This is a genomic window from Pseudomonas sp. PD9R (assembly GCF_019200975.1).
GTDB lineage: Bacteria > Pseudomonadota > Gammaproteobacteria > Pseudomonadales > Pseudomonadaceae > Aquipseudomonas.
The window spans coordinates 138,335-163,049 of record NZ_JAHTMR010000003.1 but is presented as its reverse complement, the minus strand read 5'-3'; the positions used below and the strand labels follow the sequence as shown (position 1 = coordinate 163,049).

At 59.9% G+C, this 24,715-nt stretch carries 21 protein-coding genes; 17 read left to right on the top strand and 4 right to left on the bottom strand.

Annotation, left to right across the window (positions count from 1 at the left end):
- The first annotated feature begins 21 nt into the window (after positions 1-21).
- From KUF73_RS08415 to KUF73_RS08350, 14 genes are all read left to right on the top strand, one after another.
- Positions 22-1,428: a DUF1254 domain-containing protein gene (locus KUF73_RS08415; RefSeq protein WP_218437577.1), complete on the top strand. Its 1,407-nt coding sequence runs from the start codon at positions 22-24 to the stop codon at positions 1,426-1,428.
- Positions 1,429-1,440: 12 nt separating this feature from the next.
- Complete coding sequence (locus tag KUF73_RS08410; RefSeq protein WP_218437576.1) at positions 1,441-2,388, top strand: transporter; 948 nt, start codon at positions 1,441-1,443, stop codon at positions 2,386-2,388.
- 13 nt (positions 2,389-2,401) lie between these two features.
- Complete coding sequence (locus KUF73_RS08405) at positions 2,402-3,445, top strand: hypothetical protein (protein WP_218437575.1); 1,044 nt, start codon at positions 2,402-2,404, stop codon at positions 3,443-3,445.
- A 14-nt stretch (positions 3,446-3,459) separates the two neighbouring features.
- A complete protein-coding gene (locus KUF73_RS08400) occupies positions 3,460-4,440 on the top strand; it encodes a MoxR family ATPase (RefSeq protein WP_218437574.1) in 981 nt (326 codons plus the stop codon).
- Positions 4,437-5,372: a DUF58 domain-containing protein gene (locus KUF73_RS08395; RefSeq protein ID WP_218437573.1), complete on the top strand. Its 936-nt coding sequence runs from the start codon at positions 4,437-4,439 to the stop codon at positions 5,370-5,372. Before KUF73_RS08400 ends, KUF73_RS08395 begins: the two co-directional genes overlap by 4 nt.
- Positions 5,369-5,950 (top strand): DUF4381 domain-containing protein, encoded by a 582-nt coding sequence (locus KUF73_RS08390; RefSeq protein WP_218437572.1) that lies wholly within the window; start codon positions 5,369-5,371, stop codon positions 5,948-5,950. The genes KUF73_RS08395 and KUF73_RS08390 overlap by 4 nt, the downstream gene beginning before the upstream one ends.
- Positions 5,937-6,929: a VWA domain-containing protein gene (locus KUF73_RS08385; RefSeq protein ID WP_218437571.1), complete on the top strand. Its 993-nt coding sequence runs from the start codon at positions 5,937-5,939 to the stop codon at positions 6,927-6,929. The genes KUF73_RS08390 and KUF73_RS08385 overlap by 14 nt, the downstream gene beginning before the upstream one ends.
- A gap of 1 nt (position 6,930) precedes the next feature.
- Positions 6,931-8,511 carry a VWA domain-containing protein gene (locus KUF73_RS08380; RefSeq protein ID WP_218437570.1) on the top strand — a complete coding sequence of 527 codons (1,581 nt, stop codon included), beginning with the start codon at positions 6,931-6,933 and terminating at the stop codon, positions 8,509-8,511.
- On the top strand, positions 8,508-9,935 hold the full coding sequence (locus tag KUF73_RS08375; RefSeq protein ID WP_218437569.1) for a BatD family protein: 1,428 nt from the start codon (positions 8,508-8,510) through the stop codon (positions 9,933-9,935). The genes KUF73_RS08380 and KUF73_RS08375 overlap by 4 nt, the downstream gene beginning before the upstream one ends.
- The gene (locus KUF73_RS08370; RefSeq protein ID WP_218437568.1) at positions 9,932-10,960 is read left to right on the top strand and encodes an HAD family phosphatase; all 1,029 of its coding nucleotides are present in this window, start codon (positions 9,932-9,934) and stop codon (positions 10,958-10,960) included. The genes KUF73_RS08375 and KUF73_RS08370 overlap by 4 nt, the downstream gene beginning before the upstream one ends.
- Before the next feature lie 74 nt (positions 10,961-11,034).
- On the top strand, positions 11,035-12,624 hold the full coding sequence (locus KUF73_RS08365; RefSeq protein WP_218437567.1) for an arylsulfatase: 1,590 nt from the start codon (positions 11,035-11,037) through the stop codon (positions 12,622-12,624).
- 193 nt (positions 12,625-12,817) lie between these two features.
- Positions 12,818-15,331, top strand: a complete 2,514-nt coding sequence (locus tag KUF73_RS08360; protein WP_218437566.1) for a fused MFS/spermidine synthase — start codon at positions 12,818-12,820, stop codon at positions 15,329-15,331.
- 102 nt (positions 15,332-15,433) lie between these two features.
- Complete coding sequence (locus tag KUF73_RS08355) at positions 15,434-17,062, top strand: J domain-containing protein (protein WP_218437565.1); 1,629 nt, start codon at positions 15,434-15,436, stop codon at positions 17,060-17,062.
- Complete coding sequence (locus KUF73_RS08350; RefSeq protein WP_218437564.1) at positions 17,059-18,051, top strand: DUF3829 domain-containing protein; 993 nt, start codon at positions 17,059-17,061, stop codon at positions 18,049-18,051. The genes KUF73_RS08355 and KUF73_RS08350 overlap by 4 nt, the downstream gene beginning before the upstream one ends.
- Before the next feature lie 57 nt (positions 18,052-18,108).
- Here KUF73_RS08350 and KUF73_RS08345 read toward each other — a convergent pair whose 3' ends face one another.
- Entirely contained in the window at positions 18,109-18,780 is a 672-nt protein-coding gene (locus KUF73_RS08345; protein ID WP_218437563.1) for a DUF3313 domain-containing protein, read from the bottom strand.
- Positions 18,781-18,992: 212 nt separating this feature from the next.
- On the opposite strand from KUF73_RS08345, the gene KUF73_RS08340 reads away from it, so the two are divergent.
- A complete protein-coding gene (locus tag KUF73_RS08340) occupies positions 18,993-21,350 on the top strand; it encodes a tetratricopeptide repeat protein (RefSeq protein ID WP_218437562.1) in 2,358 nt (785 codons plus the stop codon).
- 140 nt (positions 21,351-21,490) lie between these two features.
- Positions 21,491-22,075 carry a hypothetical protein gene (locus tag KUF73_RS08335; RefSeq protein WP_218437561.1) on the top strand — a complete coding sequence of 195 codons (585 nt, stop codon included), beginning with the start codon at positions 21,491-21,493 and terminating at the stop codon, positions 22,073-22,075.
- Here KUF73_RS08335 and KUF73_RS08330 read toward each other — a convergent pair.
- Both KUF73_RS08330 and KUF73_RS08325 read right to left on the bottom strand, forming a co-directional pair.
- Positions 22,031-22,525: a hypothetical protein gene (locus tag KUF73_RS08330; RefSeq protein ID WP_218437560.1), complete on the bottom strand. Its 495-nt coding sequence runs from the start codon at positions 22,523-22,525 to the stop codon at positions 22,031-22,033. The genes KUF73_RS08335 and KUF73_RS08330 overlap by 45 nt on opposite strands.
- 70 nt (positions 22,526-22,595) lie before the next feature.
- Complete coding sequence (locus KUF73_RS08325) at positions 22,596-23,372, bottom strand: helix-turn-helix domain-containing protein (protein ID WP_218437559.1); 777 nt, start codon at positions 23,370-23,372, stop codon at positions 22,596-22,598.
- A gap of 78 nt (positions 23,373-23,450) precedes the next feature.
- On the opposite strand from KUF73_RS08325, the gene KUF73_RS08320 reads away from it, so the two are divergent.
- Positions 23,451-24,143, top strand: coding sequence for an aspartate/glutamate racemase family protein (locus KUF73_RS08320; RefSeq protein WP_218437558.1), 693 nt, complete (start codon positions 23,451-23,453; stop codon positions 24,141-24,143).
- 1 nt (position 24,144) lies between these two features.
- On the opposite strand, the gene KUF73_RS08315 is transcribed toward KUF73_RS08320, so the two are convergent.
- Positions 24,145-24,666, bottom strand: a complete 522-nt coding sequence (locus KUF73_RS08315) for a GNAT family N-acetyltransferase (RefSeq protein ID WP_218437557.1) — start codon at positions 24,664-24,666, stop codon at positions 24,145-24,147.
- Between the last annotated feature and the right edge of the window lie 49 nt (positions 24,667-24,715).

Sequence of the window (24,715 nt, the reverse complement as noted above, 5' to 3'; positions counted from 1 at the left end):
GGATTCCAACAAGGACGCACGATGAATAAGCACAATGTTCTACTGACCGGACTAGCCCTCACCCTGAGCACCAGCGCCTGGGCCGATTTTACCGCCAGCCCTGAAGAAGCCCGGGGTATCGCCAAGGAAGCCTATTTGTACGGCTTCCCGGTGGTCGAGATGTACAAAACGCTCTACGCCCAGGCCGTGGACACCAAGGGCCCGAACTTCAAGGCACCGTTCAACCAGATTGGCAATACTGCCAAGGCGTTCACCGCAAAAGACACCGCAATTATCACGCCCAACGCAGACACGCCCTACTCGTTCGTCTGGATGGATTTGCGTGCCGAACCCCTGGTGCTGACCCTGCCGCCCATCGAAGAGCACCGCTATTACTCGGTGCAGTTGATCGATTTGTACACGCAGAACTTTGCCTATCTGGGGACCCGTAGTACCGGCAACAATGGCGGCCATTTCATGATCGCCGGGCCCAACTGGCAAGGTCAGCAGCCGCTGAATATCGACCGATTGCTGCGCAGCGAAACAAACATTGCCTATGCGCTGTATCGCACGCAGTTGTTCGATGGCAAAGACCTGGCCAAGGTCAATCAAATCCAGAAAGGCTACAAAGTTGAAACCCTGAGCCATTACGACAAACACAAAGCGCCGCCTGCCGCGCCGAAAATCGCCTGGCCAAAACCCGTTCCGGGCATGACTGACAACCCGGACCTGTTCCGCTACCTGAATTTCATGCTCTCGTTCGCCCCGACCCAGGACGTGGAAAAAGACCTGCTCGGGCGTTTTGCAAAAATCGGCATCGAGGCGGGCAAGCCGTTCAACGTCAGCACACTCACGGCCGATCAACGCAAAGCATTGGAAGACGGCATCGCCGACGGCAAGGCTGAATTCGCCGAGTTCAAGAAAACCAAAGTCGATACTCACGAAGTCACCAGCGGCGAGTTCTTCGGCACCCGCGACCACCTCAAGGGCAATTATCTGTACCGATACGCTGGCGCCAACATGGGCATTTTCGGCAACTCCGCCGAAGAGGCGAACTACATCGGTTACTTCGTCGATAAGGACGGCCAACCGGTCGATGCCTCGAAACACGATTACACCCTGCATTTCGACAAGGGCGCCCTGCCCCCGGCGGATGCGTTCTGGTCGCTCACTATGTACGACGGCAAAAACAAATTGCTGTATGCCAACCCGCTCAATCGCTACCTGATCAACTCGCGCATGTTGCCCGACCTCAAGCTCGACAGCGACGGTGGCCTGACCCTGTACGTGCAAAACAAGGCGCCGGCCAAGGCCCTGCAAAGCAACTGGCTGCCAGCACCGAACGGCCCGTTCTATGGCGTTTTGCGCCTGTATCTGCCTAAACCGGAAGTCACCAACGGTCAATGGCAAATGCCGTTGCTGACGCCCGTCAACCAACAAAACCAGTAAGCGGAGTCAGTCATGATCAAGCCCTTCGTAGTGCGCCCCCTGTTGGCGCTGTGCATGGTCGGCGGCAGTCCGCTGGTGATGGCGGTTGAAGGCGGTGTCGGTCGACCGATCACCGGCCAGCAAGTGTTTTCCAATGCCGGGATCGTGCCGCCGGAGCCGGGCTGGGTGATGTCCCTGACCAGCATCTGGTACGACGGCGATCTCAAGGGCAACGCTCAAGTGCCGATTGTTGGCGCATTGAGTACAGGCCTGGACATGAAAGTCTCCTACACCATGGCCAACTTCACCCACGTCTGGGACACCGGCAAGGGTGCCTGGAACTACGCCTCGGCCATCGGCGTACCGGTGCAGTACACCGACGTGACCGCAAGCATTACCGGCCCTCGTGGCAGAACCCTGGGCACCGAGGATAAAGCCACGCAATTCGCCGACATGCTGGTGACGCCCATTGCCGCCGGCTACCACTTCGACGCGGTCAACCACATCTCGTTCTCGCTGCCGATCTACGTACCGACGGGTGCCTACAACGACGATCGCCTGGCCAACGCCGGGCAGAACACCTACACCTTCATGCCCACCGTGGCGTTTACCCATCTCGACGGCAAGGGTGGCGAATTCACCTTATCCAGCGGCCTGGAGTTCTATACCGAAAACGACGCAACGGATTATCAGAACGGCGACCTGTTTACCCTCGATGCGTTATGGACACACGGCTTCGGCAACGGCTGGGCGGCCGGTGTCGCCGCGGGTTACATCCAGCAGATCAACGATGACAGCGGCAGCGGCGCCAACAGTGGTTTCCGCGGGCGTTCCGTCGGTGCCGGCCCCGCCATTGGCTGGAGCGGCAAGTTCGCTGATGCCCAGGCCAGCTTCAATCTGCGTTGGGTGCCGGAGTTCGACACCAAGAACCGCCCGGAAGGCAACGGTATCTCCGCCAACATGACCTTGGCGTTTTTCTAGGAGGTAGCCAGGGATGGCGATCAATACGCGATTGACCTTTTGCAGCGTCCTGTTCAGCGGTTTTGCGTGCGCCAGCGGCGACCTGCCCGCACTGGGCAATACGCCGACACAACCCGCCGCCAAGGGTGATCCGGAAACCTGTCATCGGCTGCAACAGAACTTCGACATTGACCTCAAGGAAGTGGTCAAGGCTGGCTGCGATCCATCCACCGAACAGATCTCCAAATTGATGGATAACCCGGTGGGCAATCTGGTGCTGCTGTTCAACCAGTTCGACTACACCGCACTCAAAGGCCCGAACAGCAACGGCACACGCATGTTGGGCAAGTACAGTTTCATGCCGACGTTCCCGATTTCCATCGGTGAGGACTGGAACCTGATCAACCGCCTGCCGATCAGCTACGTCAGCGCCCCGGTCAACCATCGTGCCGGCAATCTGATCGGCATGGGCCCGAGCGACATTCTCAGCGACCGTGGCGATTTCGCCTCGGTCATCCAGGACCCGTTCGACCGCACCAGCGGCTTCGGCGATCTGGCGTACGTTGGTGTGTTCTCGCCCAAGGAACCGATTCGATTTGCCGGGGGCGGCAAAATGGTCTGGGGTTTCGGCCCCACCGCGATGTTCCCCACTGCCGAAGAAGACGTGCTTGGCACCGGCAAATACTCCCTGGGCCCGGCGTTCGTCGCCGCTTATCTGGGCGAAGACTGGACCCTGGGCCTGTTTCCGCAGCACTGGTGGTCGGTCGGCGGCGACAGCAAGCGTAAGGATGTGAGCCTGACCAACATTCAATACTTCATCCAGCGCGCCATCCCCGGCCCCGAGCAATGGCGGATCGGCATGACCCCCAACGTCACGGTCAACTGGAAGGCGGAAGGTGGCAACAAGGTGACCTTCCCCATCGGCCTCGGCGCCGGTCGGATCTTCAACTTCGGCAAGCTGCCGGTGCGAATTTCCGGGGAGATCCAGTATTCAGCCATTCATCCTGACGACCTGATCAGCAGCCGCTGGAATTTCCGTCTGTCCTTCATTCCGGTCATTCCGACCTTCATGTTTTGAGCGAGGAACAACCCATGACCGCACTCAATGACCTCAACGCCCTGCAAGCCAGCATCGCCGAAGCGGTGCTCGGCCAGGACCAGGTGATTCGGCAGATTCTCCTGGGCCTGCTCGCGAACGGGCATTTGCTGCTGGAAAGCCTGCCAGGCTTGGCCAAGACCCGCACGGTGAAAGCGCTGGCTAAGCACCTGGATGCCAAGATGAGTCGCATCCAGTTCACGCCTGACCTGCTGCCTTCGGACATCACCGGTGCCGAGGTGCTGCATCAGGTCGACGGCAAAAACGAGATCCTCTTTCAGCAAGGGCCGTTGTTCGGCAACCTGATCCTGGCCGACGAAATCAACCGCGCCCCGGCCAAGGTCCAGGCCGCGCTGCTCGAAGCCATGGAAGAGCGGCAAATCACTGTGGCCGGTAACAGCCACGTACTGCCGGAACTGTTCATCGTCGTTGCAACCCAGAACCCCATCGAACAGGAAGGCACCTACCCGCTGCCGGAAGCGCAGATGGACCGCTTCCTGATGAAGGTGTTGCTCGATTACCCGAGCGCGGAAAACGAGAGTCAGGTGCTGCGCCTGCTGCGTGAAGAAGAACAGGCACTCGGTGCGAAGACCGCTGCGGTGCGCGGCTTCGAACTGTCTCAGGACGTGATCTTCGCCGCACGCCGGGAAGTCAGTGCCATCCACGTGTCTCCGGCCATTGACCGTTACCTGATCGACCTGATCAACGCCACGCGCCACGCGGCCGACTACGATGCCGACCTCGGTCGCTGGATCGCTATCGGCGCCAGTCCTCGCGGTGGCATCGGCCTGGACCGTTGCGCCCGCGCCGATGCCTGGTTGCAAGGCCAGGATTTTGTCTCGCCGGACAACGTGCGCGCCGTGGTGCACCCGGTCCTGCGCCATCGCCTGCAACTGAGCTACGACGCGGTCGCCGACGGCGTGACAGCCGATCAGGTGCTCGACCGCCTGCTCGATAAAGTAGCGATCCCTGCATGAACATCGATGGGCGGGTCTACGTCTCTCTGGCGCAGTTAATGGCGCTGGAGTTCCAGGCACGTGACCTGAGTTTTCTTGCGCGTCAGCCACGCGGCAGCATCCTGGCCGGCAACCATGCGTCGCGTCTGCGTGGCCGGGGTTTGAATTTCGATGAGCTGCGTCGCTATCAGCCGGGAGACGATTTGCGTCACCTCGATTGGCGGGCATCGTTGCGCACCGGCAAACCGGTGGTGCGCACCTTCACCGAAGAACGCGACCGCCCGGCGTTGATCCTCGTGGACCAGCGCATGTCGATGTTTTTTGGCTCGCAACGCAGCTTCAAATCCGCCGTCGCCGCCGAACTCGGCGCGCTGGCGGCGTGGATGGTGTTCAACGCTGGCGACCGGGTTGGCGGCTTGGTATTCAACGATCAGCGCATCGACAGCATCGCGCCGTTGCGCAGTCGCAAACGGATCGAAGCGCTGTGCAGCCGCATCGCCCAACAGAACCAGGAACTGAATGCGGCCAACCCGGACGCCGAAGGCGAAGACCAGCTGGACAAGGTCTTGCAGCAATGCCTGGCGCTGGCCGGTCACGATCACTTGATCTGCATCGTCAGCGACTTTGCTGGCGCTGGTGAGCGCACCTTGCAACTGATGCGGCAGTTGGCGGCGCACAACGATGTGATCGCCATGCAGGTCTACGATCCGTTGGCGCTGAACCTGCCGAAAAACGGCCGACTACTGATTACCCAGGGCCAGTTGCAAGTGGAGCTGGCGGTGGAACGCCGTCAGGTGCACCAGCCGTTGGGCGACTTTCTCGGTGGACGCCTCAAGGACGTTGCGACACTGCTGCGCCGCAGCCAGGTGCCGCTGATGATGTTCAGCACCGCCACCAAAGCGCAGGAACAGTTGCGTGCCGAACTCGGCAAACTCGCCGGAGGACGGCGATGAACCCGAACATCCCGAGCATTGAGCAACTCAAGGAGATCGCGCTGCCAGCGCCGGTCAGTTATGCGCCTCAAACGTGGGGTTGGTGGGTGTTGCTGGCGGTATTGGTCGGCGCGATTGTGCTGCTGGGGGCCCGGCGTTACTGGCAATGGCGGCGGGATCGTTATCGGCGCGAGGCGTTGGTGCGGCTGGCACAGTTGCAAAAGCGCAGTGATGATTTGAGTGCGTTGCGTGAGCTTCCAGAGTTGCTAAAGCGCACCGCAATCTCTATGCCGAACACGTCCTTTGTAGGAGCGAGGCTTGCCCGCGAATCAGGCGCTGCGGTCTCCAAGGCAGACCGCGTTATCGTTCTTCGCGGGCAAGCCTCGCTCCTACAGGGTCCTGCGGTGTTAGGTAAAGATGATTGGCAGGCATTCTTGCAGGGGCATATTGCACATCCCCTGCCCGCCAACTTCAGTCAACAACTGTCAGTGCTGGCTTATGCTCCTGAAGCAGTTCTGCGCGCCCTGCCGAGCGATCAGCGCCAACAGCTGTTCGACACCTGCAAACTCTGGGTGGAGCGTCATCATGTGGCAGCTTGATTACCCGTGGCTGTTAGTGCTGCTGCCATTGCCGTGGTTCGGTTATCGCTACTTGCCCGATTATCGTGAAGCGCGCAGCGCTGTGCGCGTGCCGTTTTTCAATGCGATGAGCCGTGCGGTCGGCCAGGCACCCAGCTCGGCCGGCACCCGCAATAACCGTTGGCAGTTGCTGTTGAACCTGTTGGTGTGGGCGCTATTGCTACTGGCGGCAGCCCGGCCGGTGTACGTGGAGAAACCCATCGAACGCCAGCAACCGGTGCGCGACCTGATGCTCGCCATCGACCTTTCCCAGTCGATGGAAACCACTGATTTCACCGACGCCAATGGCCAGAAAATCAATCGCCTGGCAGCGGTCAAGGAAGTGGTACACGGCTTTATCGACAAGCGCAAAGAAGATCGCCTTGGCCTGATCGTGTTCGGCAGCGGCGCCTATCCGCAGGCCCCGCTGACCCTCGATCACGCCAGCCTGTCGCTGTTGCTGGACGACACCGGCATCGGCATGGCCGGCCCGAATACAGCCATTGGCGACGCTATCGGCTTGAGCCTGAAACTGCTTGATCAGGCCCACGAACAGGAAAAAGTCCTGATCCTGCTTACCGACGGTAACGACACCAGCAGCGCCATTACCCCGGATCACGCAGCCGCCATGGCGGCCGCCAAAGGTGTGGTGATTCACACCATCGGCATCGGCGACCCCAACGCCGAAGGTGAAGCCAGGGTCAACCTGCAAGGCTTGCAGCAGATCGCCGCCACCACCGACGGCCAGTTCTTCCGTGCCGAAGACCGCAACGCACTGGATCAGGTCTACAGCACCCTCGACAAACTCACCCCGCATCAGGTGAAAACCCTCAGCCATCAGCCCAAACGCGATCTGTTCTGGTGGCCGTTGGGGGCGGCGATCGCCGTACTCGCGCTCTATCACCTGGGCGCCCTGCTGCGTCCGCGTTTGCCCATTGCGCATTCGCGGCAGGAGGTCTGAGATGGACATCAACCTCAGCGACTTCCACTTCCTGCGTCCGTTATGGCTATTGCTACTGCCGTTCGCCGCCCTGCTGCCAGTGCTGTGGCGTCGCAGCCGTGACCTGCAACGTCGCTTGCGCGGCAACATCGCCGAACACTTGCTGCCGCACCTGCTGATCACCCCGCAGGACAGGCATTGGCTGCGCCCGGTGCATCTTGTCTGCACGTTGTTGGTGCTGGGGGCGGTGGCCGCCGCCGGGCCGACCTGGGAACAGGATCGGCCAGACTTTCTGGAAAACCGTGCGCCGCTGATCATCGCCGTCGATCTGTCGCCATCCATGGACGCCAACGACGTGCAACCGACTCGTCTGGAAGCGGCCAAACACAAGTTGCATGACCTGATCCAGCGTCGCGCAGGCGCGCGCAATGCATTGATTGCCTACGCTGGCAGCGCCCATCTGGTATTGCCGCCGACGGACGATCCCGCCTTGCTCGACACCTTTATCCAGGCACTGGGCACTGACCTGATCGGCAAACCGGGTAAAAATGTCGGCGCAGTCATCGACCAGGCCACGCGCCTGCTGGCAGCCGAGAACACGCCGGGCACGCTGTTGCTGGTGACCGACGGTGCAGACACTTCGGCACTCGCTGGTCTGGATAAACAACTGGACGGCAGCGAGCTACAAGTCCTGATTCTGGCGATCGGCAACGAGGACGGCGGCGTCATTCACGATGCCAGCGGCCAGCCGCGCACCGACAGCAACGGCCGTCCTGAGCTTGGCCATTTTGATCAGGCCTCGCTCAAGCAACTGGCATCAAAACTGGACGCGCCGCTAGGCAGCCTGACGCTGAACAACGACGATCTGGATTGGGTAGAACTGCACGCTCAGCAGCACTTCCAGAGTGCCAGCGATGAACAGCGTGAATTGCACTGGAAGGACGCCGGTTACTGGCTGTGCTGGCCGCTGTTGTTGATCGCGTTCTTCAGCGTGCGCAAGGGCTGGAGCGTGAACTGGATGGCCGGGTTGCTGCTGACACTGGGTATCGGCTTGCAACCGGCACCGGCACAAGCCAATGCGTTGATCGATGCGTTCTTCACCCCGGACCAGCAAGGCCGCTGGGCCTTCGAACACCAACACTTTGCGCAGGCCGCCGCGCATTTTGTCGATCCTTACTGGAAAGGCATTGCCGCCTATAACGCCGCTGATTTCGATCTGGCGCTGGCCAGCTTTGCGCGTCTGCAAACGCCTCAGGCGTATTTCTATCTGGGCAACATCTACGTGCGCCGATTCAAATTCGACGGGGCAATCGCGGCCTACACCCAGGCGCTGAAGTTGCAGCCGCAGTTCCCGGAAGCTACTGCCAACCTGGCCTTGGCCATCGCCTTGCAGAAAGACACCGAAAGCGCCGAACAAAACGCCCCCGAGGTCAAACCTGACGAAATCAAGATGGACAAGGCACCGGGCAAGGGCCAGAGCAAACCGGTGCAAACCGAACAGGCGGCGTCGGATGAGCAATGGTTGCAAAACCTGAGCACCTCGCCAGCGAAGTTCTTGAAGCAGAAATTCAGTTTGCAGGATCAGGCGGGGGTTAAGCCATGAGCCGTCTGATAGGCCGTGTCGCCGCCATCGCGAGCAGGCTCGCTCCCACAATGGAACTGTTTGCACCTCAATCCCCCTGTAGGAGCGAGCCTGCTCGCGATGGCGGCCGATCAGGCACCAGACTCCTCAGCACATTGCTGGTTTCTTTTCTCAGCCTTAACGCCTTCGCCGCCGAGCCTGAACTGCGCGTCCAGGCCACCTTGCAACCCGCCACCTCAGCCATGGTCGGCGGCATCGTCGAACTGCAACTTGATGTCCTCACCGACACCTGGTTCACCGACGCTCCCACCCTGCCCGACCTGAAAGTGCCGGATGCGCTGGTGATGCCGTCCGACGGCCACGCCGAACACCTGAACCAGACCCTCGATGGCAAATCGTTCAACGGCATGCGCTATCGCTATCAGATCACCCCGAATGTGGCGCAGGGCTTTGACATCCCGGCCCTGACCGTACGCGCCACGCCGGGTCAGGCCAGCGCCGAGCTGAGCGCTCAAAGCCAGCCGCTGCACTTCGTCGCCGATCAGCCACCGGGGTTCAAACCCGGCGAACCTGTTCTCGTCGCGCAAGCTTTGCAATTCACGCAGAAAGTCACCCATTCGGCCACGCCGTTGAATGTCGGTGACAGCCTCACTCGACAACTGACGTTGCAAGCCGACGGCGCACTGGCCATGTCACTGCCGACGCCGCCGCTGGCTGATATCACCGGGCTCAGTCGCTACGCGAAAAACCCGCAGGTCAACACGCTCGACGATGGCCGTGGCAACTTCACCGGCGGGCAGCGTATCGACACGGTCACCTACCGCATCGACACCGAAGGTCGCCATACCCTGCCCGCCATCGAACTGAAATGGTGGGACGCCAGCAGCCAGCAGACCCGTACGGCACAAGTCCCCGCCGTGACCTTCGAAGCCACGGCCAACAGCGCTTATCGGCCGGTGTTCTCGATCACCGAAGACCTGAAAAAACTCGGCCAGACCCATCGCCTGCACCTCTCGGGTGTGGCCCTGAGCCTATTGGCGTTACTTCTCGGAATCACACTGCTCGCCTGGTTTGCCCGTCCGTATGCCCATCGCGCGTACCTCGGCTGGCAGGCACGTCGCCGTGCCCGGCACGCTGCCTGGCTGGAATCCGCCGACTGTGCCTGGCGGCAAATCCCGCCGCAGCTCGACGCCAAACCACCGCAATTGAGCGCCTTGTACCTGTGGACCCGTCGCAGCCACGTCGGCCTCAAACTCACCGGTTTCGGCCCGCGCCTGCAAGCCTTCCTGCGCGCGTGTTACGGCCGCGAGACAACCAAAGATCAAGCGCTGCTTCAACTAAAGGAATCGTTGACTACGCTGCATAGTCAGGTCGAACACAACAAAGAATCAGTCGCTCCCGCACTGCGACCACTCAATCCCGTTCACGAGAAGGAATTCCCATGATGAACCCGCTATCGCTGCGCCAGATTCACGGGTTTAAGTTTCTGCTGACCCTGGCCTTGAGCCTGCCATTGCTGGTGCAGGCCGCCGAACCATTACCGTCATGGAACGATGGCCCGTCGAAAAAGAACATCATCGAGTTCGTCCAGGCAGTGACCGATCAAAGCAGCAAGGACTTCGTCAAACCCGAGGACCGCATCGCCGTATTCGACAACGACGGCACCTTGTGGAGCGAGCAACCGATGTATTTCGAGTTGCTGTTTGCCCTGGAAGAGGTCAAGCGCACGGCGCCACAGCACCCGGAATGGAAAACCACCCAGCCGTTCAAGGCGGTACTGGAAAATGACCACAAGGCCCTGGCCGCCGCCGGCATGGGTGGGATCATGAAGATCTTTGGGGCAACCCATACTGGCATGACCACCGAAGCCTTCGATGACTACGCCAAGACCTGGCTGAGCCAGGCCAAACATCCGAAAACCGGCAAGCTGTACACCGAAATGGTCTTCCAGCCAATGCTGGAAATGCTCGATTACCTGCGTAGCCAGAACTTCAAGACCTACATCGTCTCCGGCGGTGACACCGGCTTCATGCGCGCCTTTGCCGAGAAGGTCTACGGCATCCCGCCCGAGCAGGTGATCGGCACCACGTTTGTCACCGCGTTTCAGGACAAGGATGGCAAAACGTCGATCCTGCGCACACCCAAACTGGCGCACAACGATGACGGTCCGGGCAAACCGGAAAGCATCGACGCCGTTATCGGCAAGCGACCGATTCTCGCGTTCGGCAACTCTGACGGTGACCTGCAAATGTTGCAGTGGACTGCCGCAGGGCCGGGCAAACGATTTATGGGGCTGGTGCATCACACCGACGCCAAACGCGAATGGGCCTATGACCGCCAATCGCAAATCGGCCGCCTGGACAAGGCCCTGGACATAGCCAATAAAAGTGGCTGGACCGTCGTCGACATGGCTGCCGAATGGCGCCGGATCTACCCTTACGACGCCGCCACCACCGAGCAAGTGCAATAAAAAAGCGTAACGCAGGACCGCTAAAAACGTTTGTCGCACTGAGCGACGTAAGAGAAAAGGAAGGAGCAAGTCAGATGACTCGCATACGCAAATGGCTACCGAAGCTCGCGCTGGTGGCGACCTCGGTCATGGCGATTTCGGCAACTGCCGGGGCAGCCGAAAAACCCAACATTCTGGTGATCTTCGGCGATGACATCGGCCAGACCAACATCAGTGCCTATTCCATGGGCGTGGTCGGGTACAAGACTCCGAACATCGACCGCATCGCCAAGGAAGGCATGATGTTCACCGACTATTACGCGGAGAACAGCTGCACGGCCGGACGGTCTTCGTTCATCACCGGTCAGACGCCGCTGCGTACGGGTCTATCGAAAGTCGGTATTCCGGGCGCTCCGGTGGGCCTGCAAAAACGTGACATCACCATCGCCCAGGCACTCAAGTCCCAAGGCTACGCCACGGGCCAGTTCGGCAAGAACCACTTGGGCGACAAGGATGAATACCTGCCGACCAACCATGGTTTCGACGAGTTCTTCGGCAACCTCTATCACCTCAACGCCGAAGAAGAACCCGAGCGGCCGTACTGGCCCAAGGATGACGCCGAGTTCGTCAAGGCCAACACTCCGCGCGGTGTAATCCATAGCTTTGCGGACGGTAAAATCGAAGACACCGGCGCGCTGACCACCAAGCGCATGGAAACCATCGACGACGAAACCACCGCTGCGGCGCAGGCGTTCATCGAGAAACAGGTCAAGGCGGACAAACCGTTCTTCGTCTGGATGAACACCACGCGCATGCACGTGTTCACTCATGTACGCGATTCGATGAAGGGCCAGAGCGGCATGCCTGGCAACGAATACGCGGACGGCATGCTTGAGCACGACGCCGACGTCGGCAAACTGCTGAAAACCATCGACGACCTGAAAGTTGCCGACAACACCATCGTTGTGTACACCACCGACAACGGCCCGAACCAGTTCTCTTGGCCGGACGCGGCAACCACGCCGTTCCGTAACGAGAAGAACTCCAACTGGGAAGGCGCTTATCGCGTACCGGCGATCATTCGCTGGCCGGGCAAGATCAAGGCCGGTGAAGTGTCCAACGAGATGTTCTCGGGCATGGACTGGTTCCCGACGCTGCTTGCAGCGGCTGGCGAAACCGACGTGAAAAACAAACTGCTCAAAGGCTGGGCACCGACGTCGGGCGGCACTAACTTCAAGGTGCACCTGGACGGTTTCAACCAGCTGCCGTACCTGACCGGCCAACAGCCAAAAGGCGAGCGTAAGGAGTTTTACTACTTCAACGACGACGGCGTGCTGGTATCGATGCGCTTCGATAACTGGAAGGTAGTGTTCTGCGAACAGCGCGAACCAGGCGGCTTTAAAGTCTGGAGCGAACCGTTCGTGTGCCTGCGCGTACCGAAAATTCTCAACCTGAGAATGGACCCGTACGAACGCGCCGACGTGGTTTCCGACCAGTATTACGATTGGCAAACCAAGAACGTCTACCTGGCCGCCCAAGCGGTACAAAAAGCGGCCGGGTTCCTGCAAACGTTCATCGAATATCCACCAAGCCAGAAACCGGCGAGCTTCAGCATCGACCAGATCCGTGCTGCGGTAGATGCAAAAATTGCTGAAAAAATGAAAGCTGCACCCGCGCCACAGTAAAACCGCGTGACCGCCGCTCGCCTTCATCGGCGAGCGGCCCTATTTCCGGAGTGTGAACACACTCCCTGTAGGAGCTGCCGAAGGCTGCGATCTTTTGATCTTGCTTTTTAAGATCAAGATCAAAAGATCGCAGCCTTCGGCAGCTCCTACATTGATTGATGTTTATTGGCTAACTGTATAAGGCAACAAACCCATGTCCTCACGTGTCGCCAGCAAGTCGTCGGCCATACCTGCCCCGAACGTCGCCTCCCCGGCGCTGTTGATCCCCGCCCTGTTGCTGTTCGTCTCCGGCGCCGCGGCGTTGGTGTATCAGGTGCTGTGGATCAAGCAACTGTCGTTGGTGGTGGGCGTCGAGGTGTACGCCATCACCACCGGGATCAGTGCGTTCTTTGCAGGGTTGGCCTTGGGCGGCTTGGTGTTCGGGCGCTGGGCGGACCGCTTGCAGCAACCGGTGCTGTTGTATGCCGGGCTGGAAGTGCTGGTGGCGATATTGGGTGTCGGCGCGACGTTTGCCATGAGCCTCGCGGCCAGCCCGTTTGCCTGGTTGGAAGAACATGTAGGCCTCGCGGCCTGGGTACTGCCGTTTGCCCTCGTGGGCATTCCGGCGTTGCTGATGGGCGGCACGCTGCCGGTGCTGGTTCGCTCGCTGGCCACCGACCCGCAGCAACTGGGCAAGGCCGGCGGGCATCTTTATGCCGCGAACACCGCTGGCGCCATCGCCGGCACCCTGCTCGCCGCCTTCGTGCTGATCGCTACCCTCGGCGTACGCGGCAGTGCGCTGGCCGCTGCAATGCTGAACCTGCTGGCCGCCGCCGGTGCGATATGGTTCCAGCGCCATCGCTCCCTGCCCGTTGAAGCCCCGGCCAAACACCACGCCGAGAAAGCACCGGATCGCCTGGCGCTGTGGCTGTATTCGATTGCCGGCGGCGTGGCGCTCGGCTACGAAGTGGTCTGGTCGCAGTCCATCGTGCAGTTCATGAGCACGCGCACCTACGCCTTCGCCGTGGTGTTGGCGACGTACCTCACTGGTCTTTTTCTGGGGAGCGCCCTGCTCTCCCGTCGGGTTGATCGCCTGCGCGATCCCTGGGGCGTATTCGGCCTGTTGATCGCCGGCGCCGGGTTGATCGCCCTGCTGGAAATTGCCTTGCTGGGACGCTGGCTGGTAGTCGTACAAAGCGTGGCAGAGGCCTGGATGCTGTCATTGGGGGCCAGTGAATTGCTGGGCATGAGTGCCCGTTTTGCGGTGGCAGCCTTGAGCATTGTGTTTGTGCCGACCGTGCTGCTTGGCGCCGCGTTTCCCGTGGCCCTGCGCTTGAGCGTCGGGCGCGACCATGTGGGGCGCAATGTCGGTGAAGTCGTGGCGTTCAATACCCTGGGCGGAATCATCGGCGTGATGCTCTGCGGTTTTGTGCTGATCCCGCTGTTGGGACTGGTACGCACCCTTGGCCTGTTGGCGATCATCGCCGCCGGAATCGGCTATTTCGCGGTGCGCAAGGGTCATGGGGTCAAAAAAGGCCGGCGTCAGGGCGTGGTCGCGATCGGCCTGTTATCGGTGGCGCTGGCGCTGCTGACCCCGATGGACAAACTGGCCAGCCTGCTGCCCGGCGCGCGCAATGGCACGCTGGCGTTCTACGAAGAAGGACGCGGCGGCACTGTCGCCGTGGTTACCCAGGGCAAAGGCGAAAAAGCCTTCCAGCGTCTGTATATCCAGGGCGTGTCCAATACCGGCGACGCCATGCCGTCCCTGCGCTACATGCGGATTCAGGCGCTGCTGCCGCTACTGATCCACAACGGTGAACCGCGCTCGGCGCTGGTGATCGGTTTCGGCACCGGCATCACCGCCGGTGCCCTGACCCGCTATCCGGGTCTGGAACATCGCGTCGTCGCCGAGTTGCTGCCTTCAGTGGTCAAAGCCGCCCCGCTGTTCAAGGGCAACTTCAATGCGGCGGCCGATCCGGGCGTTGACGTGCGCCTGCGCGACGGTCGCCAGGAATTGCTGCGTAATCCGCAGCGCTACGATCTGATCACGCTTGAACCACCACCGCCCTCCGCTGCCGGCGTGGTGAACCTGTATTCCCGAGATTTCTACCAATTGGCCGCCAGCCGTCTGCAGAAACAGGGCCTGGTTGCCCAGTGGCTGCCACTGCCCACGCAAAACATCGACGACTCGCGCTCGCTGGTGCGCAGCTTTCTTGATGTCTTCCCTTACGCCACTTTGTGGACCAGCGAATTCCACGAGATGTTGCTGGTGGGTTCACTGGAACCGATCGAACTGGATGCCGCAAAAATCACCCAGCGCTTTCAGCAGGACAGCGTGCGCAGCACCTTGCAGGATGTCGGCATCGGTTCGTCCGCCGCATTGCTCGCCACTTGGGTCACTGATCGCGCCGGCCTTGAACGCTTCGCCGCCGACGCGCAACCCGTGACCGATGACCAGCCGCGAATCGAATATGCGCCATGGGTACGCGCCAAGGAAATCACCCGCGTGCTGCCGGCCTTGCTGGATCTGCACATCGCGCCGCCATTGGTGAATGCCGATGCGGGTTTCATCGAACGGATGAACACCCACCAGCAACGCTTGATGCTGTTCTACCGGGCAAGCCTGCATGCGTATGACGGTGACCGGGACGCCTGGGCCAGGGATGCGCGTGAGGTGATGCGCGGGGATGGCGGGAACCCGTATTTCCGGTGGTTTGGCGGCAACTGAGCCCGGCCCGGAGGACTTTTCGACGCGAAACAGGTAGTGTGCGCAGAATCATATTGCCACCACTGAATCGCGTCGCAGGTTTTCATGGAGTTGCACACGCAAATGAGTTGCTGGACTGTCCTTGGCCTCTCGGCCGACGCCGATACGCGCAGTATCAAACGCCAATACGCGACATTGCTCAAACAGACCCGGCCCGATGAAGACCCCGAGGGGTTTCAGCGCCTGCGTGATGCCTACGAACAAGCCTTGCAGCACAAGGAATGGGAGCAGTTCAGCGAGGAAAGTCAGGGCGTCGCGGGCGCCTGGGTCCTGAATGACCTCTCGGTAATGGAAGTCGCCACGTCGCACGGGGGCACGCGTTCGCTGGAGGGCATCGGTACCCGGGAGCTCGAACGGCAATATACCGCTGCCCTTGATCACGGCGCGGTCGACGCACTGGAAAACGCGTTGCTGCGTCATTGCGTCGAACATCCCGAAACATCCCAGGCCCAGTTGGAGTGGGCGATTGACACGTTCCATTGGTTCAGTGCCTGGCAACGTCTTGAACTCGATGAAGAACAGATCGATCTGTTGCTGGAGCTCCAGCAGCTGCGAATGGTGCAGCCCTTGCGCGAGGCCCTTGAGCGCGAAGACAGCGACGGTTTTTTGCAGGCTTATGCGCAACGCTCGCAATATCGCTGGCTCAATGGTGAGCATCACCGCCAATGGTTCAATCGGTTGTTGAGCCGTTTGTTACTGGACAGCCGTTACTGGTCATCGGCCATTTTCGAGGCGGTCAGCATCGGCCAGGGTTGGTGCACGGGCGCGGGCAACACGTGCCCGGATACCGAATGGAAGGGTTTGATTGCCCGGCATGAGGCGCCGATATTCATTGCTCGCCAGCAACTTCTGGCCACTCAACCCTGTGCAACGCCAGAGCATCGCGCCGCACGCCTGTTGTTGGGCCCATGGAGCTTCAGCCAGCGTCGGGCATTGGCCCGGCGCCTGCGTGATGAAGACTGGGTGCAGTGCCGTCAATTGAGCTCGGCGCTATACGCCAACCATCGGCCACTGTGCGAGGCAATGCCTGGCGCAACCCCCTTCTTCTGGCGTGAGTGGGAGCACACCTTCAATAGCTGGCCGATGTACCTGGGGATCGCCTTTGCCTGCCTGATCGGCACCTTTGTGCAGTACGCGCCCGAGGGCACTCGCCTGGGTGGTTTGATCAGCATCGCCGTGTTCTGGTCGGTGATTTTTGGAATAGGCGGCGCGGCGCTCCACTGGACCAGCCATCAACTCGCCCATCGCTGGTGGTTGCTGGATGATCAACTCAGTGCGCGCTTGTTGCCGGGTGGCAACCCTGATTCGGCATGGTTCGGGTGGCTGCGCGACCTGATTCCCGGCGCGGTCATGGCCGTGGGATTGGGCTATGTCTTCGGCCTGATCGCCAGCAGCGTCTACGTGACGACGTTATTGGCTGTCGGCCTGCTGCGCAGACGACGGCTCAATCCGCGTGTTTCCTGGGAACGCTCCAGCCCGATTTTGAAACGCGGCCTGACAGGCGCAGGCGTCTTGCTGCTGATCGTCCTGCTCGGTGTGCTCAAAGTGATTTCCAACCAGGGCACGGTCAACCACAACCAGGGATTGCAGCAGTGGGCAGAGCGCTTTTGCAGTCGCATGCCGGCCAGTTCCGCCGAATGCAGCGCGCCCGCGACCGTCGAACAGTGGTATGGCAAGGAGTACCGGCCATGAATCCCAACTTTCTGTTTCCTGTCGGGTTGGTGCTGGGGCTCGTATTGATGGGCCTGACAGGGGCCAGCAAACCCTTTGCCCGCATCGACCTGTGGCTCGATAACCACGACGCCCCCGTCACGGCCCAGGCCAACGCGCAGAGCCCGGTCATCGACTGCCTCAATCGGGTCGACGTGCATTGGCGAGTGGCCTATGCGTTGTATCAACGCCCGCAGAATCCCGCAGATCCGACTGGGGCCTGGGAGGCTAACCAGCATGACTTCAACGACAATGGTCCGTGGAATGTAGGCTACGTGCAAAAGGACATCTGCTCGGCGAAGATCAGCGAGAAGCTCAACCTTTTGCAGTACGACAAACCGATATCGCTGATGGCCGACCGTTACGTACAGGCGCTGCAACGTGTGACGCCACTGACTGAGCAGATCAACTTTTACCGAGAGCGTTTCTTTTCATCGCGAACCTACGACTTTGCGCCTGCCGTTGCCTCACAGTTCAAGCTCAAGGCTGATGACTATCTTGAAGCGTCCACCGTCTTGAAACAACGCGTCGAGACACTAGACCTTGAACAACGCCGCCAGCAAATCAAATTGCTCGAAACGCGTCTGGGTAAAGACATCCATTGGTATCTGCTTGCCTACATGATTCAGGCCAAAGACACCCTGAACCTGGTCAGCGAAGGTGTAAAAAACAGAAGCCTGACGCCCCAGGCACTGGCAAAAACCACGGAAGATCTGCAGCGGGCCTGGGACTCCGGTCAACCGTTCCTCCGCCCGCAATTTGCGCAAAGTGACCGGGACAAAGTACCGATCTATCTCTATTCCGAAATTGCCAGGCCGACGCAGCAGTACCTCAAAGCATTGGGCACCCTGCACAAGGACTGGCAAAACAAAGCCCAACCGCAGCGATTGAGCGATGATTTCTACACCGTCACCCGCAGCTATGACGCCCTCATCAGCTATTACAACCGGCTGGCCCGCGCCGAGTATTGAGCAACAGGTTGCTCTTCAGACAACAACCGCGGGCGTGCGGGTAAAGCGTTCAGGTGCTTATTTGGCCTTGAGTTTCAGATACGACTGATGCAAATCCGACGCCCAGCCATCGATTACGCCTTTGACGTCATCGGCCTTCATCACTTGGGAGTCGTTTTCCAGCGGTTTACCGGTGCCCTTGCGAACAACCTGGGCGAGCACATGATTGGTACCGCCATCGAGGAACACGGCTTCAGTGGCCAGGTCGGTTTCCTGATCACGAATGCCGCTGGCCGTGCTGACCGCTGCGGCGACCAGGGCAATCGGGATCACTTCGTAAGGCTTAAGACCTTCGGTCTTGCTGCTGACGGCGGTGATCGCGGCACGCACCACGATCACACCCGGACCAGGACCCGTTGCCAACGGCAGGGATTTACCGATTTCACGCTTGAGCGCCTGATCGTAGTAACCGGTGATGCCGTTCAGGGTCGCCTGGGGGATTTTCACAGTGGGTTGTGGCTTGGGATAGAGCTGGGTCGGCTCGACGTAGACACGGGTGAACTTGTTGATGTCGAGCTTGGGATCTACCCAGCGCATCACCGTTGCGCCAGACGGCGACTTGGCTTCCTTGAGCTGGCTGTAGTCCTTGAGAAAACCGGAATACTGATCGGGCTCCACGACTTTGCTGGCACAACCGACCATCGCGATCGAGGCCATGCATACGCTGCTCATCATTAACGCTAACTTCATGCGTAACTCCTGTAAGTGGATCGTCATCGGAACGAGTAAGGGATGTACAGGTATAGCCAATAAATAGCTTTTCGCGATCAAAAGTCAGAATATTCATCCAATGCTGCATAACGGATCACAACCGTCATTTGACAGACGCCGGTCATCCGGCAAAGCTGCATCAAGCTGAACGCGCGCCTGACGGCAAATGCACCTGGACTACGGAAGTCGCAATGCCGAAACATAAAAATAATGCAGCAACGCCCAACCCTGATTCGCAACCGAACCTGATTAATCGCTACCTGTTTCCCGTCACCATTGGCGTATTGCTTTTGGCTGTCGTGGGCATCGGCTGGTTTCTGTTCAGCAGCAAACCGATGCCCGTGACCTATGCACCGGTCAGCGCGCCGGCCGCCCAACCCGCCAAGCCACAACCGGTCGCTGTGACGCCGGCAAAAATGGTCGACGAGCAACAATGCCAGGGCTGTCACAGCGCGCAGGTCAAGGACTGGCAAGGTTCCCATCACCAATTGGCGATGCAGCAAGCCAATGCCGACACCATGCTCGGCGACTTCAACAACGTCACCTTCAAAGCGGAAAATGAAACCACCCGTTTCTCGCGCAAGGACGATGGCTTCTGGGTTAACACGCCCGGCATCGACGGCAAAAACGCCGACTTCAAAGTTGCCTACACCTTCGGCATCGCACCGTTGCAGCAATACCTGATCGAAGTTGGCGAAGGTCGCTTGCAAGCCCTCGGCGTGGCCTGGGATACCGAAAAACATCGCTGGTTTCATCTCTATCCGGGCCAGGGCGTGAACTTCAAAGACCCGCTGCACTGGAGCAAACCGAGCCAAAACGCCAACTTCATGTGCGTCGAGTGCCACACCACGGGCTTCAAACGCAACTTCGACGCGGCAAAAAACACTTTCGACAGCCAGTGGAACAGCCTCGGTGTCGGCTGTCAGGCCTGTCACGGTCCCGCCTCGAATCACCTGGAGTGGACGGCGAAAAAGACCGACCTGATTCATGCCGGATTTGCCGTCGACCTCAAGGACAAGAACGCCACTGTCGAAATCGAGACCTGTGCCCGCTGCCACTCCCGGCGCGCGCCATTAGGTGACGGATTTACTGTCGGCAAACGCTTGATGGATGATTATCTGCCAAGCGCGCTGACCCGCGAGTTGTATGCCCTGGACGGCAAAATCAAGGACGAAGTGTTCGAACACGGCTCCTTCGCCCAGAGCAAAATGTTCGACAAGGGGGTGCGCTGCAGCAATTGCCACAACCCCCACAGCACCGAACTCAAGGCGCCGGGTAATGGCGTGTGCCTGCAATGCCACAACACGGCGGGCAAAACCACTGTGGAAGGCGTCGACGGCAAGGGCCTGCAAGCGAAGAATTACGATTCCATCGAACACACCCGCCACACCATGGGCCAACCGGGCTCGCAGTGCATCGATTGCCACATGCCCGGCAAGTTCTACATGGGCAACGACTTCCGCCATGACCACAGTTTCAGTATCCCCAACCCCGAGCGCGCAGCGAAACTCGGCACGCCGGATGCCTGCCTGACCTGCCACCAGGGCAAGGCAGGCGACAAGATCACCGAGCAGTTCAAGCTGTGGAACACCGCCAGTACAGCGCAAGAGGCCCCGCGTTACGACGAAAGCCTGTGGCTGATTCGCAACGGTCAGCCCGGCGCGGCGCAGGCCTTGTACGAGCAACTGCAACGCAGCAACCTGCCGGCGATTCAACGGGCGACGTTACTGGCCGAACTGCCGCTGTATCCAAGCGAACAGGCGTTGAAGCTAGCCACCAAAGACTTGAACAACCCGGCACCACAGGTGCGTGAGAGCGCTGTCCACGCCATCAGTGCGTTCCTGCCGCCAGAGGAACGCGCAGCGCTGCTATCGCCGTTACTCAGTGACCCGGTGAAAGCCATACGCATTACAGCGGCGCGGGATTTGCTCAGCGTGGCACGCAATGGTTTGGGCAACGCTCAGGGGAGCTGGGAGGCCGCCATCGCCGAATACGAAACCGTGCAGAAAAGCCTCGCCGAGCGCGCCGAATCCAACTTGAACCTGGCCATGCTCTATCAGGCCAGTGGACGCGGCGGCGAAGTCGAAACCTTGTTGCGCACGTCCCTCAAGCGTGACCCGGACTTCTACCCGGCATTGGTAACGCTGGTGCAATGGCTGGACGCCAATGGCCGCAGTCCCGAAGCACAGGCGCTGCTGGCCGAGAGTCTCAAGGAACACCCGGACGCGGCCCTGCTGCAACATACCCAGGGCCTGTCGCTGGTGCGTGCGGGCAAGTCGGACCAAGCCATGCCGTTCCTGCACAAAGCCGCGCAACTGGAACCGCAGAGCGCGCAGTTCGGCTACGTGCTGGCCGTGGCATTGCACGACAGCGGCAAGGTTGATGAGGCATGTGCAGAACTGGAAAGGCTGCTGAAAGTGCAGCCCGCCAACCGCAACGCGCGGCTGGCGCTGATTCAGTACTACCTCGACAGCGGACAGGAACCCAAAGCCCAGGTGTTGTTGCAGGGCTGGAAGAAAATGAACATGGGTGATCCGGCGTTGAAGTGATCAGCTAAAAGTCAAAAGATCGCAGCGCTGTAGGAGCTGCCGAAGGCTGCGATCTTTCGATCTTGCTTTTAAAAAATCAAAAGATCGCAGCCTTCGGCAGCTCCTACAGTGGGGTATGCAGTTCTTGTGTGATATTGACGATGAACTTGCGGCGCAACAAGCATCAGAGCGCGACTGACAGGTTGAAAGGTTTGATGCAACGCAGCCCTGTAGGAGCTGCCGAAGGCTGCGATCTTTCGATCTTGCTTTTAAAAAATCAAAAGATCGCAGCCTTCGGCAGCTCCTACAGTGGGGTATGCAGTTCTTGTGTGGTATTGACGATGAACTTGCGGCGCAACAAGCATCAGAGCGCGACTGACAGGTTGAAAGGTTTGATGCAACGCAGCCCTGTAGGAGCTGCCGCAGGCTGCGATCTTTCGATCTTGCTTTTAAAAACAAAATCAAAAGATCGCAGCCTTCGGCAGCTCCTACAGTGGGGTATATGCGGTTCTTGTGTGGTATTGACGATGAACTTGCGGCGCAACAAGCATCAGAGCGCGACTGACAGGTTGAAAGGTTTGATGCCACGCAGCCCTGTAGGAGCTGCCGAAGGCTGCGATCTTTTGATCTTGCTTTTAAAAACAAAATCAAAAGCTCAAAGCCTGCGGCAGCGCCGACAAGAAGACGGGGATTTTGGTGTTTCAGCTGCGCTCGCGGGGGATCAGAACCTGCAACTGTTGCGCTAAAAAGTTCGCATCGAAGGCAAAGGTATCCGGGTCTTTCAGGCCATTGGTCTTGCGCCACTGCCAGCCATCCGAAGGCGGCTGACACACCAGCGAAACACTGCCATAGCGCGCCGCCGTAAAGCCCATCACCGCCACTGAAATCTGCCCGCCAACACCCATCACATCCGGCACGAACTCCACCGGTTTGCCGGCGATCAGGATGCTCAGTTTTTCGGTCTTGAAGGTGGATGTCTCCACCGCAACACTCGGGCCAGACGCGACATACGCTTCACGGCTGACCTCCAGCAGATTCGGCGCTTTGACCGGTTCCAGCCACTGCTGGATCTGATCGAACAGTGCACCAATGCGCTTGGCCCACTCGGCCGACTGCGATTCAAACAATTGCTTCTTGTGCGCTTCGCTTTCTGCGTAGTGACGAAGCATCTCGCCCAGTTGTTGTACGTCGTCCATTGCGGTGTTCCTTTGGTTGAAGCGGTGCTGCGGACTTTGAGCATGGCAGAAGCGCGCCAGCGGCGTACGACTAAAAGCGCGAGCGGTAGTGGCTGGGAGTCATGCCCAGATATTTGCGAAAAGCGCTGCCCATGTGGGACTGGTGGGCGAAGCCGGCATCCAGGGCGATGCTGGCCAGCGGCAGGTCGGTGTGCTCGATCATCCGCCGAGCTGCCTGCAACCGTACTTCGACGAGGTAGGCATGCGGCGTCAGGCCGATGGCGCGGGTGAAGTCGCGCAGAAAGCGCAACTCGTTGTGCCCATACGTGGCGGCCAACTGCGCCAGGGTCAGGGGTTGATGAAACTGTTCGGATATCTGGTCCAGCACGCGGGCAAAAACCTTGGGCTGCGCCTGCTGGCGGTATTCGCTGTTCGGTTGGACCAGCCCCACGAAACCCAGGGCGCATTGCTCCAGTGCCAGCATGTCGGGTTGCAGTGAAAGTAACAGCCGCCGGACCTGCCGCGCCTGATCCAGCACCTGGCGATTACCCGAAGTTTGCAGCCGATGATCGACGGCAGGTAAATGCTCACCCGCGAACGCCTCATCCAGACGCATCAGCAGGTATTCCCCGCCCGTCGCGGACTCGGAAAACACTTCGACGCCGATTGGGGTATAAGCCAACACGCCGGGCAAGGTGTCAAAATCAATCCGGTGATCCGAATCGATCGCATGCACGCCTTGCTGGCGTTCCAGCGTTACCCCGAGGGTTTGCCATTGCGCAGGATCACGCGCGCTGTAGGCGGACCGGGGCAACAGTTGCACGCAGAGTCGGCCGCCGAGCAACGCTTGGCTCAATACGCTGGGCATGTGAAATTTCCTGATAGATCGGGAATGCAATCCACGGGACACTCTTGGGCATTGGGTAGCCATCAACAGGAGCACAACATGCGTACCATCGGCCTGATCGGCGGCATGAGCTGGGAGTCCAGCGCCGAGTATTACCGTCTTATCAATCAGCAGGTGCGCGACCGGCTCGGGCCGTTGCGTTCGGCAAAATTGCTAATGTACAGCGTCGACTTCGGGCCTGTCGAACAGGCCCAGCATGCCGGTCGTTGGGACGATGCGGCGCTGATACTGGTGGATGCGGCGCAGCGCTTGCAGGCGGGCGGTGCCGATTGCGTGGTGCTGTGTACCAACACCATGCACAAGGTAGCCGGGCAGATTCAGGCGGCGATCGACATTCCGTTCCTGCATATTGCCGATCCGGCCGGCCAGGCAGCCGTCGATGCCGGCGCACTGAAAGTCGGGCTGCTGGGCACGGCGTTTACCATGGAACAGGATTTCCTCAAGGATCGCCTGAGCGCACAAGGGTTGACCGTGCTGGTGCCGGAGGCGGATGAACGCCAGGCGGTGCACCGAATCATCTACGACGAACTGTGCGTCGGGGTGATCAGCGAGACATCGCGCAAGGTGTATCAGCAAGTCATCGAGTCACTGACCCGCCGCGGTGCCCAGGCGATCATTCTCGGCTGCACCGAAATCAGCCTGCTGATCAAACCGGAACACAGCGCCCTGCCCTTGCTCGACACCACTGCCCTGCACGCGAAGGCAGCGGTGGCGTTCGCCTTGGGCGAGTGATTCAACCGGCCTTGGGCCGGCGACGCAGGCGCGCCATGCTCAAGGTGTCGACGAATACCCCGTCACGCACCGCGTAGTCGCGAAACAGGCCTTCGTCTTCAAAGCCATACTTGCGATACAACCTGATGGCCGCTTCGTTGTCCGCGTAAACGCTCAGTTCGACCCTTCGCAGATTCATCCAGTTGTCTGCAATATCCAGTGCGGCCTCTAACAGTTGTGAGCCAACACCTTTACCCTGCCACGCCGCCGCAACGCCCATGCCAAAGCTGCCGGCATGGCTGCGCCGGATGCGTGAAAACTGTTCAAGGGTGATGCTGCCGATCACCGCCCCTTGGTGCAGCGCCACCAGTTGCACCACCCGTTCGTTGTCCGAGTCCAGGCGTTTGCGCCAGGTCTCGGTGGACGGAAACGGCATTTGTAGCGTCTGACGGGCGACGGCTGGTTCGTGGTAAAGCGCAGCGATGCCCTCAATGTGAGCTTCGCTGAGGCGTTCGAGGGTGATAACGGGTTCGGTTAACGTCACAGTAAATCTTCCTTGAAGTAGATCTCGCCCCCTGTAGGAGCTGCCGCAG